Source organism: Nesterenkonia halophila, assembly GCF_009467795.1.
Taxonomy (GTDB): Bacteria; Actinomycetota; Actinomycetes; order Actinomycetales; family Micrococcaceae; genus Nesterenkonia; species Nesterenkonia halobia.
Genome location: NZ_WIAX01000007.1, coordinates 59,803 through 73,079 on the forward strand (window position 1 = coordinate 59,803; position 13,277 = coordinate 73,079).

At 70.3% G+C, this 13,277-nt stretch carries 10 protein-coding genes and 1 CRISPR repeat array; of the genes, 4 read left to right on the top strand and 6 right to left on the bottom strand.

Annotated features, from left to right (window positions below):
* Positions 1-16 precede the first annotated feature (16 nt).
* Both GCL72_RS03500 and GCL72_RS03505 read left to right on the top strand, forming a co-directional pair.
* Complete coding sequence (locus GCL72_RS03500) at positions 17-655, top strand: trimeric intracellular cation channel family protein (RefSeq protein WP_153143330.1); 639 nt, start codon at positions 17-19, stop codon at positions 653-655.
* Positions 656-878: 223 nt separating this feature from the next.
* Positions 879-1,553: a GntR family transcriptional regulator gene (locus GCL72_RS03505; protein WP_343030138.1), complete on the top strand. Its 675-nt coding sequence runs from the start codon at positions 879-881 to the stop codon at positions 1,551-1,553.
* 20 nt (positions 1,554-1,573) lie between these two features.
* Here the strand turns inward: GCL72_RS03505 and GCL72_RS03510 are convergent, their stop codons facing one another.
* Complete coding sequence (locus tag GCL72_RS03510) at positions 1,574-2,719, bottom strand: YkvI family membrane protein (protein ID WP_153143331.1); 1,146 nt, start codon at positions 2,717-2,719, stop codon at positions 1,574-1,576.
* Between the two features lie 343 nt (positions 2,720-3,062).
* On the opposite strand from GCL72_RS03510, the gene GCL72_RS03515 reads away from it, so the two are divergent.
* Positions 3,063-4,424 (top strand): MFS transporter, encoded by a 1,362-nt coding sequence (locus tag GCL72_RS03515; RefSeq protein ID WP_153143332.1) that lies wholly within the window; start codon positions 3,063-3,065, stop codon positions 4,422-4,424.
* Between the two features lie 4 nt (positions 4,425-4,428).
* Positions 4,429-5,178 carry a GntR family transcriptional regulator gene (locus tag GCL72_RS03520; protein ID WP_153143333.1) on the top strand — a complete coding sequence of 250 codons (750 nt, stop codon included), beginning with the start codon at positions 4,429-4,431 and terminating at the stop codon, positions 5,176-5,178.
* Here the strand turns inward: GCL72_RS03520 and GCL72_RS03525 are convergent.
* The 5 genes from GCL72_RS03525 to GCL72_RS03545 all read right to left on the bottom strand — a co-directional run bounded on the left by GCL72_RS03525 (position 5,106) and on the right by GCL72_RS03545 (position 12,440).
* Positions 5,106-5,849, bottom strand: coding sequence for an aspartate/glutamate racemase family protein (locus tag GCL72_RS03525; RefSeq protein ID WP_153143334.1), 744 nt, complete (start codon positions 5,847-5,849; stop codon positions 5,106-5,108). The two genes, GCL72_RS03520 and GCL72_RS03525, sit on opposite strands and share 73 nt — an antisense overlap.
* A 9-nt stretch (positions 5,850-5,858) precedes the next feature.
* Positions 5,859-7,478, bottom strand: coding sequence for an NCS1 family nucleobase:cation symporter-1 (locus tag GCL72_RS03530; RefSeq protein WP_153143335.1), 1,620 nt, complete (start codon positions 7,476-7,478; stop codon positions 5,859-5,861).
* 263 nt (positions 7,479-7,741) lie between these two features.
* Positions 7,742-8,383 carry a TetR/AcrR family transcriptional regulator gene (locus GCL72_RS03535; protein ID WP_153143336.1) on the bottom strand — a complete coding sequence of 214 codons (642 nt, stop codon included), beginning with the start codon at positions 8,381-8,383 and terminating at the stop codon, positions 7,742-7,744.
* 185 nt (positions 8,384-8,568) lie between these two features.
* Positions 8,569-11,124, bottom strand: a complete 2,556-nt coding sequence (locus tag GCL72_RS03540) for a beta-glucosidase (RefSeq protein ID WP_153143337.1) — start codon at positions 11,122-11,124, stop codon at positions 8,569-8,571.
* A 2-nt stretch (positions 11,125-11,126) separates the two neighbouring features.
* Positions 11,127-12,440, bottom strand: coding sequence for an MFS transporter (locus GCL72_RS03545; protein WP_153143338.1), 1,314 nt, complete (start codon positions 12,438-12,440; stop codon positions 11,127-11,129).
* A gap of 399 nt (positions 12,441-12,839) precedes the next feature.
* Positions 12,840-13,233: a CRISPR direct-repeat array (repeat unit 28 nt; unit sequence GGCTCATCCCCGCGTAGGCGGGGAGCAC).
* Positions 13,234-13,277: the final 44 nt, after the last annotated feature.

Genomic DNA, 13,277 nt, shown 5'->3' on the forward strand with positions numbered 1-13,277 from the left:
CGACCGGAAGGCCAGCATGTCCCTGGACCACGTGGTGCTCGGACTCGAGCTCCTCGGCACCTTCGCCTTCGCCATCTCCGGCGCTCTACTCGCCACCCGCAAGGGCTTCGACGTCGTCGGCTCGGTGCTGTTGGCCAGTCTTGCCGGCCTCGGCGGTGGGGTGATCCGTGACCTGCTCCTCGACGCGGGTGTGCCGACGGCCTTCACCTCACCCCTTTTGCTGGTCCCGGTTCTGTTGGCGGTGATGGCAGTTTTCCTCCGGCTGATCCATGAGGGCCGGCTTCGCCGCACTCTGCTGGTGTTCGACGCCCTGGGTCTCTCGCTGTTCTGTGTGATGGGCGCAACCATCGCCCATGAGACCGGGCTGAACCCGGTGGCTTCCGTCCTACTGGGTGTGACCACTGCTGTCGGCGGGGGAACCATGCGCGACGTCGTCGCCAATAGGGTGCCGCAGATCGTCGATCCAGAAGGCGTCTACGCCGCCCCGGCCTTCCTCGGAGCCGGTGCCATCACGTTGGTGTTGCATCTTGGTGCGTTCAACGCATTCACCGCCAGCGGCGTCGCGGCCGGCGTGCTCACGCTTCGACTGTTGGCGCTGCGGTATCACTGGCGCATCCCGCTGGCGGCGCTCCGGTCCCGGTCGAGGCGGCAATAGCCCATGTGCAAGGCGCTCTGGTTGATGCCGAGCACAACAGCACGACGGCGCGTCAGCCGTCGTGGCCACGACGTCACATCAGGTGCGCTCAGGGCCTTGGTAGCCTGTGGCCCGACTCGTCGTCTGACGGGAGACGGGCGCGGAAGCGCCGGTGCTGGCGAGTCGGCGCCCCGCACGCAGTCCGGCCCCGCAGCGGGCGGGGGCGACCGGAAGGAGGCGACGAATGATGGCGACGTCGGGCGAGGGCGCGGGCCCTCGGGGAGAGTCGAAGGAATCGCTGGCCGACTACGCCTACCGAGTCCTGAGGGATCGGCTGGTTCTGCTCGACATCAGCCCGGGAGCTCCCCTCGGGGAGAGCGTGCTGGCCCTCGAGCTGGGGGTCGGTCGCACGCCCCTGCGCGAGGCGCTCAAGCGACTGGAATCGGATCATCTCGTGGTGACGTTCTCCCGTCGAGGGACGTTCGCGACCACAGTCGACGTCACCGAGCTCTCGGAGATCACCGAGATGCGCAGTGTGCTCGTGCCGTTGGCCGCACGGCGGGCCGCCCAGCACCACGGCGGGGCAATGCGGCGGGACCTGGACGAGGCCCTGCGGGCGATGGAGAAGTTCGATGAGGAGGTAGACGCTCGAGCGCTGCTGGAGCATGATCTGGCCGTTCATCGGCTGATCAGCGCGGCGGCATGCAGTCGGCACCTGCAGGAGACGCTGGTGCGCCTGGACCACCTGGTCGCCCGGATGTGGTGCGCCATGATCGACCGTATCCCGCCGATGGGCGACCATGTCCGCGAGCATGTCGCCTTAGTGGGCGCCGTCCTAGACGGCGACGCGGACCGTGCGGAGGGCCTGGCGGCCGCCCATGTCAGCGATTTCGATCGAGCCGTCCGCGCTGTCGTCTGACTGGGCCCGGAGGGCAGTCCTCACGCGGCGGCGCCCGGGCGACGTGAGCGGCGTCGTACGAGGCGGGTGAGAGTCCTGGCGATCATCAGGACCAGCAGGACGATGCCCACATATCCGTTGACCACGTAGACGATGTTGACCATCTGCGAGAATGGCAGGATCAGCCCGATGACGGCACCGGCGGCCGCGAGGGCGATGGTCAGGCGCCTGAACGCCGGCGTCTGGTCGGCGCGGAATCGGGACGCGACGGTCCACAGCAGCGGGATCGAGGTCGTGTAGATGCCGGCCAGGATCATCACGGAGATGCCGGAGGCGAGCAATGGATGCAGATCGCGCGCCAGGACGAGCATCGGGATCTCAGTGCCGTTGACCTGCACGATGTGAGCGAGCAGGCCCAGCCCGACGAGCATGCACGAGGCGGCGAATATGACGCCTCCCAGAATCCCGCCGGAGGCGGCCTCTCGGCTACTGCGGGCGGTCCGTCCCAGCGCGGTGAGGAAGGAAGCCAGCCACAGCATGCAGAAGCCCACGTAGGAGAGGCCCGCCAGGAGCCAGTTCGTGGAGGCCCGAGTCAGCTCCAGCTCGGGCAGTAGATCCACTCCCGCGGCGATCTCTTCCGGATCGCGGATGAAGCCCAGGATGCCCAGGGCGACGGCGATGATGACGATCACCGGGCCGATTCTGCCGATGACATCCACCAGGCTCCGCAGTCCGAACCAGACGGTGAGGCTGACGGCCACGGCCAGCCCGATGCCGCCGAGATATTTGGATAGCCCGTAGTGCTCCTGGACCACGGCCCCGGCGCCGGAGATCATCACGGTGAAGCTGAGGAAGACGAACACCACGGCGAAGATGTCGAAGAAGCGACCCAGGTGTCGCCCGCAGTAGTGGGTGAACACGTCGCTGGGCTTCTCGAAGGCCTCGGAGCGTCCGACGAGCAGGAACTCTGCGCAGACGTAGCTGATCAGCACCATGACCACCAGCCCCGTCCCGAGGATGCCCCAGTAGCCGTAGGAGGAGAAATACTGCAGAATCTCCTGCCCGGTGGCGAAGCCGGAGCCGATGAGGAAAGCCATGATGGCTCCGGCGTAGGTGAGGATTCGCAGGCTCGCGGGCTTCTCCCGGGTGCCCGGACGGACTGTGGGGCGAGGGGGCGTCTTCACCATGATCGGATCTTCCCTGTCGCTGGCGTCGACCGGGCATCGCGCGTGAAGTCGACGACTGATATATCAGCTGGCCCAGAGACTAGATCGATCATGTGAGGCAGTCAACATACTGGAGTGACGTGCCTCACGGGAAGCGTGGCAGATGGATGCCCGGGCGGTCGTCGCCGTCTCGCAGCATCGTCTCGATCCGTCGGGAACTGCAGCCTCGACAGCCTACCGGGCATTCGGAGCGGGGGCATGACCTGCAGGGATGACAGGTGAGGGGCCTTGGAAATATGGTATACCAAAAGCATCGTGCGGCGTTAGAGACCTGCCGTGCGGCAGCGCGGATGAGAGGGGTCCGATGGAATCCGAGGCCGACACGGACCGCCCGCCGGAGATCGCCCACGATCCTGCTCGACAAGCCTTGCCGGAGCCCGCCGCACAGGCCGGGCAGCGCGAGGCCTCGCCGACGTCGTCCCGCTTCGGCACAGTGCTCGCGTTGCTCAGCATCGTGCTGATGGCCGCCTGCCTGCGCCCGGCGGCGACCTCGCTGGGGCCGGTGCTCGCCGAGGTGGAGGCCGCCTTCGGGCTGCAGGGGTGGCAGACCGGGCTGCTGACCGCGCTGCCCGGCGCCGCCTACGTCGTCTTCGGTGCGGTGGCCTTCCTGGTCCTCCGCCGCCTGGGCATGTTCCGGGCGCTGCTGCTCTGCGTCGTCGCCATCGCCGTCGGCCTGCTGGTGCGCGTGCTCGGCGACGGCTGGGCGGCCTTCGCCGGCTTCACCACGCTGGCGCTGGCGGGCATGGCCATGGGCAACGTGGTCCTGCCGGTCTACGTCAAGGCGCGCTTCCCGACTTCACAGACCCGTGCGGTCACGGTGTTCATGATGGCCCTGGGCCTCGGTGCGGCGCTGCCGACGCTGCTGACCGCTCCGGCGGCCGACGTGCTGGGCGGGTGGCGACCCGGTCTGGGCCTCTGGGCCGCGCTGCCGGTGCTCGCCCTGGTCGTCTGGCTCGCACTGCGCGGGCTCGGGCCGACTCCCGACCTCGGCGCGCGCACTCCGTCCTCCGCCGGCGCCCGGCCGCGGGCGATCACCGCCTCGCGCGGGGTCTGGGCGCTGACGCTGTACTTCGGCCTGCAGTCGCTGCACGCCTACGTGCAGTTCGGCTGGGCCGCGCAGATCTACCGAGACGCCGGCCTGGATCCGGTCACTGCCGGACTGATGGTCACCATCATCGTCGCCGGCGGCATCCCCGGCGGGTTCATCGCCCCGCAGATCGTCGCCCGCGGCCGGCACGTCCGTCCGGTGCTGGTCGGCTATGCGATCGCCGCGATGTGCGGCTATGCCGGACTGCTGCTGGCCCCGACGACCCTGCCCTGGCTCTGGGCCGTCGGGCTGGCCGTGGGCGGCTTCTCCTTCCCGTCCGCGCTGGCGCTGATCACGGTGCGCACCCGCCGCCCCGAGGTCACCGCCCGCACGTCGGGCTTCGTGCAGCCGGTCGGCTATCTGCTCGCCGCCGTCGGACCGCTTCTGCTGGGCGTGGTTCTCGAGGCCACCGGCTCCTGGGAGGTGCCGCTGATCGCGCTGCTCGTGCTGGCCGGACTGATGGGGCTCGCCGCCTGGATCGCCGGCGCGCCGGGCAGCGTGGACGCGGAGCTGGAGCCGGCCCGGGAAGCCGCAGACGCCGACGAGGCCGCAGAAGGCGCCGACGTCGGGGGCCGGTGACGGCATGTCGACCACGGTCTCTTCCTCTGCGGCCGAGCCGGAGACGACGCGGGCCGCGCGGACGCTGCGCGACCAGATCATCGACGGCGAGCGAGAACCCGGCAGTCGGCTCGTGGAGCGCGAGCTGGCCGCCGAGCTCGGGGTCAGCCGCGTGCCGGTGCGCGAGGCGCTGCGCCAGCTCGCCGCCGAGGGGCTGGTGACGCCGCGGCCGCGCACCTGGGCGATCGTGCGCGAGTTCAGCGAGGAAGACGTCGCCGAGATCGAGGAACTGCGCGTCGCGCTGGAGAGCCTGGCGTTCACCGGCGCCGCGCGCCGGCACGACGCCGCGGGCCTGGAGCGGCTGCGCGCCGTCGTCGCCCGCGGAGAGGCGGCCGCCGCCGCAGGGGAGACCGTCGCCGCGCGGCGTGCCGCGGCGGACTTCCACGCCGCCGTCGTCGAGCTCGCCGGCAATCGGCACCTGCTGCAGCTGTGGGGGACCATCGACAGCCGCGTGCGCTGGACGCTCAGCCAGCACGTCGACCTGGTCGCCGTCGCCGAGGAGCACCGGCTGCTCTACGAGGCCGTCGCCTCCCGGGACGAGGAAGCCGTGGCGCGGATGGTGCTCGACTGTGCACGGACCAGCCGGGCCGAGTGCCGACAGACTCAGCAGCAGGATCCCGGATCGAGAATCCGGCGGCTCCCTCAGCCCTCGACGACCTCCGCGAGGTCCGGCAGGGGCCAGCCGGTGATCCGCTTGGGGCGGGGCGAGGCGTAGGTGCGGACGGCCGACGTGGAGAGTCCGAGCCGGACCAGACTCTCTGCGACGGTCACTGCCGCGCGGACGCCGTCGACGATCGGGGCTCCGGTGGCCGCAGACACCGCCTGCTCCAGATCCGCCATGCCGCCGCAGCCGAGGCAGATCACTTCGGCGTGATCGTCCTCGACGGTCCGGCGCGCGGTCTCCGCGATCGCCGAGACCGCGCGCTCCGGCTCGGACTCCAGCTCCAGCACGCCGAGGCCGGAGGCTCGCACCGAGGCGCAGCGTGCGTCGAGGCCGGCCAGCTTCAGGCGGTCCTCGATCAGCGGGACGGTCCGGTCCAGCGTGGTGACCACAGAGTACCGGTGGCCCAGATACATCGCGGTCGACGCCGCGGCCTCCGTGATGTCCACGACGGGCACGTCGAGCAGCTCCTGGAGGCCTTCGCGACCATGTTCGCCGTAGCCGGCCTGGATCACGGCGTCGAACGGCTCCGGGTGCGTGGTGACGGCGTCCATGACGCCCAGCGCGGCGAGGTAGGACTCGAAGTTGCCTTCGCAGGAGTCGGCGCCGAAGCGCGGGGTCACGCCCACGATCTCGGTGCCGGGGGCGGCGACGGCGCGCGCTGAGGCGGCGATCGCCTCCGTCATGGAGCGGGTCGTATTCACATTGGCGACGAGGATTCGCATCGGAGGCTCCTAATGGGTGTTGGGGACCGCGATCTCCTCGCCCGGGACGTCGACGGCGGGCCATCGGCGATCGGCGACGAGCAGGTAGGCGACGGCGCCGATCCCGGCGCCGATGAACCAGGAGAACGACGAGACCGCGGAGAAGGCCGGCAGGAACGCCGCCAGCAGGGCGATCGCCGCAGACGGCGCGAGGGCCGCGAGGGCTCGGGGGTTCATCCCCTGCTGGTAGAAGTAGGTGGTCTGCGGGTAGTTCCGGTAGAGGTCCGGGATGTTGATCCTGGCCCGCCGGACCAGCCAATAGTCGGCCATGATGATCCCCACCAGCGGGCCGAGCAGCGCGCCGAGGCCGCCGAGGAAGTACGTGATCACCAGGGGCGAGTTGTACATGTTCCACGGCAGGATGATCAGGCCGATGATCCCCGAGACGAGGCCGGCGCGCTTGAAGTCGAGCACCTTCGGGAAGAGATTCGACAGGCTGTAGATCGGGGCGACGAAGTTCGCCATGAGATTGACCGCGACGGTCAGGATCATCAGCGCGAGGCAGGCCATGATCAGGAAGAACGTGTTGGGGACCGTCTGGATGATGTCGGCGGGGGCCTCGATGATCGTGCCGTTGATCCGGAACTGCGAGCCGGCCAGGACGACCACGATGCCGCCGAACAGCAGAGTGTTGATCGGGATCCCGAAGAAGTTCCCCCGCACGATGGCGCCCTTCGACGAGGCACCTCGCGTGAAGTCGCAGAAGTTCAGCATGAAGGTCCCGTAGATGGACACCCAGAGCGCCGCGCCGCCGAAGATCGAGGTCCACATGTCCGCCCCGGTCTTCGAATCGGGCGTCGACCAGGCGATCGATCCGCCCGCCTGGAAGAACATCCAGATGGCCAGGGTCGCCATGGTGACCAGGATGACCGGGCCCGCGAACGCCTCGTATTTGCGGATCATCTCCATGCCGTAGCTGACGATGACCAGCTGCACCGCCCAGAGCACCAGGAAGGAGATCCAGCCCAGCGTCGACAGTCCCAGGAAGCTGTTCTCGTCCAGAGCGGCGGCCGCGGGGATGAGGGCCACGATCATGATCCGGAAGACGACCGAGGCCAGATAGGTCTGGATCCCGAACCAGGCGATGGCCACGGCGCCGCGGATCAGGGCGGGGATCTGGGCGCCGCGGGTGCCGAACGCGATCCGGCTCATGACCGGGAACGGCACGCCGGTCTTCTCTCCCATGAGTCCGGAGAGGTTCAGCAGCACGAAGAGGAAGAGTCCGCCGAGCACCAGGGCGAGCAGGATCTGCCACCCGCCGAGTCCCAGGGCGAAGAGGCCGATGGCGAAGGAGTAGTTGCCGAGGCTGTGCACGTCGTTGGCCCACAGGGTGAAGATGCTGTACGCGCGCCATGTCCGGCCCTCACGCTGCGTGGGGGCGAGATCGTGGTTGTAGAGCCCCGCGCTGAGTCCGTAGGGATTGTGGGCGCGGGTGGTCTCGGCGGCGCCCGGGGCGTCGGCGGTGGGCGCGGACGGTGCCGGGGCCGGGTCGACGTCCGGGCTCTGCGGCGTCTCCGTCGGCGCCGAGAGGTCGGCAGGTGCGCTCGCCGGCGGGGTCGGCGGCGTCGCCGTGTGGTCTGATGTGCTCATGGGAGATGCTTTCGATCGTGGTCTGGACTCGGGAGGCGGTCGACCTAATTCCGCGATGCGGAATCTCACTTTCATTCCCGTGTTCCAAGTAGCGCACGTCACATCAGCGGCTGTCAAGGCCGCGGCTCAAGGGGCGGACGGTCGGCGAGGTGCAGCTCATCCCGGAAATCCGACGATCCGCGCGTGCGGAGGCGACGCACCGGCGCCGCGGGACACTGGTGCCGCGGGATGTGAGCGATCCCGCGGCCTCGACCGGATCCGCGTCAGGAGGACCGCGGCGGACGGTTCGCCCGCCACTGCGCGTGCAGCGTCTCGACCAGCCGGCGGAAGTGCTCGGCCATGGGCGGATCCGACTCGTCCACCAGCCACTGCACCTGCAGCCCGTCCATCGCGGCGATGAGCAGCCGCGCGATGTGGTCCGCCGGCGTCTCGGCGACCAGCTCGCCGTCGGCGACGGCCTGCTCGACGGCGGCGGTGATGTTCTCCCGCACGGCGTGGTGGTGCCGGCGGAGCCAGCGAGTGGCCGGATGGTCCGGCGTGACGGCCTCGCCGGAGAGCGCGGTGTAGAGCCGGACCAGCGTCTCCCGCTCCTCGTTCTGCCGCACGATGCCGACCAGCGTCTCGACGAAGCGCCACCCCTGCTCCGGTGTGGCGAGCAGCTGGGCGGTGTCCTGCTCGTCGCGTCGGTCGAGCACGGCGGCGAGCAGGTCGTCCTTCGTCGCGAAATGGTGGACGAGCCCGGTCTGGCTGATCCCTGCGGCCCGCGCCACCGCACTCATCGACACGCCCCGGTACCCCTGGTCGGCGAAGAGCTCCTCGGCGGCGTCCAGGATCTCGGCGCGGCGCTGGACGGAGTCGGCGCCGCGCGGTCTGCCGCTGGTGGCGCGGGGACGACGTGCGGCCATGGTCGGGATCCTCTTTCTCGGGACGGGGCGCGAGCCCCGGTGACAGGTGGTCGTCGGGCGGACTGGATGACCACTCTATCCGAGCCGCCTCGCCCCGACGGATCCCGGCGACGGGCCCGACGACGACGGCCCGGGGAGGAGACGATGCTCCTCCCCGGGCCGTGCGAGTTGTCGGTGCGTGCGGCTCAGCTCAGGGACAGCCGCGCCCGCACATCGCCCAGTCCGCGGGCGACGAGCAGCTCGCCGCCGGTCAGCGGGGCCCAGGCGCCGGAGGCGGCGTCCCAGCGGCGGAACAGCCGCCGGTCGCAGGCGACCTCCGCCGTCTCGCTCGTCCCCGCGGCGACGTCGACGCCCTGGTAGCCGACCAGCCGCACCGGCTGCCCGGCCTCGGCCGGCTGGAAGTAGACCTGCACGGTCTCGCGGGAGTCGCGTCCGCCGGTGTTGGTCACCGGCACCCGCACGGCGGGCGCCTCGGCGACCTCGGCCGACTCGACCAGCTCGGCCTCGCCGTACTCCCAGGAGCCGTAGCCCAGCCCGTGGCCGAACCAGAACAGCGGAGCGGCAGCGGCGCCGGCGGCCCAGCCGCGGTGGCCGATGGCCGTGCCGTCGGCGTAGTCCAGGCCCAGGTCGTCGCCCGGGGTGGTGGACCAGGCCGGGGCGGCGCCGTCGGCGGCGGGGTAGGTGGTGACCAGCCGGCCGGTGGGCTCCAGCTCCCCGGAGAGCACCGCGGCGATCGCGTGGCCGCCCTCCTGGCCGGGCAGCCCGGCGACGAGCACGGCGTCGACGTCGTCGATCCAGGGCATGAGCACCGGAGTGGCGGCGTTGACCACCACGATCGTCTTCTCCGCGGCCGCGGCGACGGCGTGCACCAGGTCGTCCTGGCGGCCGGGCAGCGCCAGCGTGGTCTTGTCCGCGGCCTCGGTCTCGTCCTCCTCGGTCAGCCCGACCACGACGACGGCGGTGCCCGCGCGCGCCGCGGCCGCGGCGGCGTCGTCGATCAGGCCCTGGTCGTTCCGGCCGGCGGGGGAGGCGGCCAGCGCCAGCCGGCCGAAGGCTCCCATGGCCAGCAGATGCGACTCCTCGGAGAGGTTGAGCTCGGTGCGCGGCAGCAGCGTCGCCCGCCAGTCGACCGGCTCGAGGTCGGCGACGGCGGTGATCACCGAGTTCGCGGCCAGGTCCACTCGCTGGTCGAAGGCCGGCGGGCAGAGCATGCCCTCGCCCGGGTCGATGCCGGTGAAGGTGAGGTGCTCGGAGACCTGCTGCGGGTTCCCTGCCGTGTCAGCGTGGTGCAGCGTCCAGCGGGCGGCGCCGATGGCGCCGAGGTCTGCCGCTCCGCCGGAGTGGGCGAGGCGGGTGCGAACGGTGACCTGCGCCGGGGTGCCGGTGAAGTCGTCGTCGAAGCCCAGCGAGAGCTCGCTGGTCGCGGAGGCGTACTGGCTGAGCACTGCGCCCTCGGCGTCGGTGATGGTCACCTCGAGGCCGGGCTCGCCGGTCTCCGGGTGGGTGAGCAGCGCCGGGTCGGCGGCCAGCGGACGACGGCGCACCGCCGGGCCGTCGAGCACCGGCACCTCGGCGCCGAAGGTCGCGGCCACGCCCTCGGCCACCGAGGTGTAGTAGGGGGCGTTGACCTGCGCGGAGCCGCCGCCCATGTCCTGGGTCTTCAGCGCGTGACGGCCGACGACGGCCAGCGTCTCCGCCGTGAGCGCCTCGGAGGCGCCGGCGTGCAGCGGCAGGGTGTCGCCGTCATTCTTCACCAGCACCATGCCGCGGGCGGCGAGCCGCTTGAGCTGCTCGGCGCGCACGCTGGAGTCCGGGGCGGGGAAGGTCTCGTCGAAGGTGCGCGCCCCGGCGCCGGTGTCCAGGCCGCCGGTGCGGTCGGCCAGACGCAGCAGACGGGTGAGGTGGTCGTCGACGGTCGACTCGGCGACCTGGCCGTCGCGGACGGCGGCGACCAGGTGCTCGCCCCACGGGCCGTCCGGACCGGGCATGACCAGATCCAGGCCGCCGTTCGCCGCCGGCGCAGTGCGCTTGGTGGCGAACCAGTCGCTCATGATCAGCCCGTCCCAGCCCCACTCGTCCTTGACGATGCGGTTCTGGACCTCGTCCTGCTCCGTGGCCGGCACGCCGTTCACGTCATTGTAGGCGGCCATCATCGACCACGCCCCGGCGTCCTCGACGGCCATCTCGAAGGGCAGCAGGTAGACCTCGCGCAGGGCCTCCTCGCTGACGCGGGAGTCCATGAAGTTGCGCAGCTCCTCGGACTCGTTGGCCACCAGATGCTTCAGGCAGGCCGCGGTGCCCGCGCTCTGCAGGCCCTGCACGTACTGCGTCGCAGTGCGCCCGGTGAGGTAGGGGTCCTCCGAGTAGGCCTCGAAGAGCCGGCCGCCCAGCGGGGTGCGGTGCAGGTTGATCGTCGGGCCCAGGACCACGTGGATGTTCTGCCGGCGGGCCTCCTCGGAGAGCATCTCGCCGACCTGGCGGGCGACGTCGTCGTCCCAGGCCCCGGAGACCAGAGTGGCGTTGGGGAAGAGCGCGACGTGGTCGCCGCCGATGAACTTCAGGCCGCGCACACCGGTGGGGCCGTCGGAGAAGGCCAGCGGGGCCAGGCCGATCCCGCCGTTCCCCGGCAGCGTGAAGGCGGTCTCACCGGTGAGCAGGTGGACCTTCTCCTCCAGCGGGAGCTGTGCGATCAGGGCGGCGTAGTCGGTGGTGGTCGTGGTCTCGGTGGAGGTGGCGGTCATGCTCACTTCGCTTTCTTGATCGGGATGATGACGAGGGCGCCGGCGACGGCGGCGACCGCCGCGGCGCCCAGCAGCAGGGCGTAGTTCGGGCCGCCGGAGCCGCCGACGGCGGTGGCCAGCAGGAAGGCGCCGACGTACGGTGCCAGCGACTGCGGGCCGGCGTTGGCGAGGTTGAAGACGCCGAGGTCCTTGGCGGTGTCGTCCTTGTTCGGCAGCACCTGCAGCACCAGGGCCATGTCCACGCCCATGTAGATGCCGAAGGCCGCGCCGAGCAGGATCTCGACCAGGTAGAACTCCATCGGCGAGTCGATGTGCACCAGCATCCAGCTGCCGACGGCGAACATGATGGCGGAGAGGCCGACCAGCGCTTTGCGGCGTCCAGTCTTGTCCGAGAGCCACCCGGCGAAGTAGCCGACGGGCACCAGGGCGAGGGTGTAGATCAGCACGCCGTTGAGCACCACGCCGTTGGCCTCGGCCTCCGGGACGCCGAGGCGGTCCTGCACGAAGGTCAGTCGGAAGGTGGTGAACAGGAAGGCCGAGAGGATCAGCAGGAAGCGCGACCACCAGGCGAAGGCGAAGTCCGAATGCGTGATCGGGTTGACCCAGAAGGAGCGCAGGATCTCGACGAGGCTGAACTTCGGCGGACGCTCAGTGCGCACCGGGTCCGGCAGGATTACCGCGTAGATCACCACGGCGACGAGGCCGAACAGCGCCGGGACCATGAACACCAGGAAGAGGCTCTCGGCGAAGACGTTCGACAGCCAGATGCCGCCGAGGATGCCGATGTTCTGCATGATGCCGACCAGCGCGGAGACCTTGGCGTACTGATGCTGCGGCAGCTGGTCGCCGAGGGTGGCGATGAAAGGGCTCAGTGCGGCGTTGGCGCCGATCTGGGCGATGAACCAGGAGAGGGTCAGCAGTGTGGTGGTCTCCACCTGGGTGACCATCAGCAGGCCCAGGGCCATCACCAGCGCTCCGCCGACGAGCCAGGGGCGGCGCCGGCCGAAGCGGGACATGGTGCGGTCGGAGAGCCGGCCGAAGAAGACGTTGCCGATGGCCGCGGCGATGGCCCCGGTGCCCAGGATGGTGCCGACCATCGAGGTCCGCTCCACGGGATCCTCGGTGAGGGCGCTGACCTTCATGGCCATCGAGACCATCACCGGACCCATCAGTGCGGTGAAGAGCCCCAGCTGCGCGGCACAGAGGGCGATGAGGAAGCCGATGCTCTTCGGTTCAGTGGGGGTCTGGCCGATGGGCGGGGTGCTCGACCAGCGGACGCCGAAGCGAGGTCCGGTGGTGGCGGTGTGCTGGGACATGGTGTGCTCTCCGTCGCTGCGCGGCCAATAGGAAATAGTTAGTAATAACTATTACAGAGGGTGAGCTGGAGCACAAGTGACTTGGTGGGAGGGGTGGATGAGGCGGTGGCAGGTCTCTGAAGCACTGATTGCACGACCATCGATCCCGTTGGCGTGGGTCGGGCAAGAGGGGGGGCAATCCATCGCTTCACCCAATCGATGGTGACCGTGCGGGAATGTCAGTCCTGATCCGTGGAGGTGCGCAGCATGCACGGCAATTCGTGGAAAGCGGCGGTTGGCCGCATTCTTCCTCTCGGGCGGGCGCACACCAGCCGTTACCTCATCCGGTGGAGTGTCTTCGGCTGATCCCCGCGTGGGTGGGGGCACACGCTGCCCTTCTGGTTGCATACGGCGATGGTCGGCTCATCCCAGCGTAGGCGGGGCGCACGCCCTCGAATACGTCGCCGCACATGGCCGCGAGGGCTCATCCCCGCGTAGGCGGGGAGCACGCTTCGAGTGGCGTCGCCCTGATCGTCCGACGGGGCTCATCCCCGTGTAGGCGGGGAGCACATGCGGGCTTGGAGGATGATCGCGTTCCGCGCGGGCTCATCCCCGCGTAGGCGGGGAGCACCCGGCGTGGCGCATGTCTGGTCCGATGAGGTGCGGCTCATCCCCGCGTAGGCGGGGAGCACTTCGGGATCGCCGCAGAAACAGGCGAAGCACGCGGCTCATCCCCGCGTAGGCGGGGAGCACTTGAACGGGTAGCTGGCTTCCATGTCCGCCTCCGGCTCATCCCCGCGTAGGCGGGGAGCACAAGCGCCGGGCGATCCAGTCAGGCCGCAGGTGCGGCTCATCCCC

Bases quoted from the DNA above. Each gene is read 5' to 3' on its own strand.
- GCL72_RS03535 (WP_153143336.1), bottom strand. From the start codon at position 8,383: ATGGCCGCACGTCGTCCCCGCGCCACCAGCGGCAGACCGCGCGGCGCC.
- GCL72_RS03540 (WP_153143337.1), bottom strand. From the start codon at position 11,124: ATGACCGCCACCTCCACCGAGACCACGACCACCACCGACTACGCCGCC.
- GCL72_RS03500 (WP_153143330.1), top strand. From the start codon at position 17: ATGTCCCTGGACCACGTGGTGCTCGGACTCGAGCTCCTCGGCACCTTC.
- GCL72_RS03515 (WP_153143332.1), top strand. From the start codon at position 3,063: ATGGAATCCGAGGCCGACACGGACCGCCCGCCGGAGATCGCCCACGAT.
- GCL72_RS03510 (WP_153143331.1), bottom strand. From the start codon at position 2,719: ATGGTGAAGACGCCCCCTCGCCCCACAGTCCGTCCGGGCACCCGGGAG.
- GCL72_RS03530 (WP_153143335.1), bottom strand. From the start codon at position 7,478: ATGAGCACATCAGACCACACGGCGACGCCGCCGACCCCGCCGGCGAGC.
- GCL72_RS03545 (WP_153143338.1), bottom strand. From the start codon at position 12,440: ATGTCCCAGCACACCGCCACCACCGGACCTCGCTTCGGCGTCCGCTGG.
- GCL72_RS03505 (WP_343030138.1), top strand. From the start codon at position 879: ATGATGGCGACGTCGGGCGAGGGCGCGGGCCCTCGGGGAGAGTCGAAG.
- GCL72_RS03525 (WP_153143334.1), bottom strand. From the start codon at position 5,849: ATGCGAATCCTCGTCGCCAATGTGAATACGACCCGCTCCATGACGGAG.
- GCL72_RS03520 (WP_153143333.1), top strand. From the start codon at position 4,429: ATGTCGACCACGGTCTCTTCCTCTGCGGCCGAGCCGGAGACGACGCGG.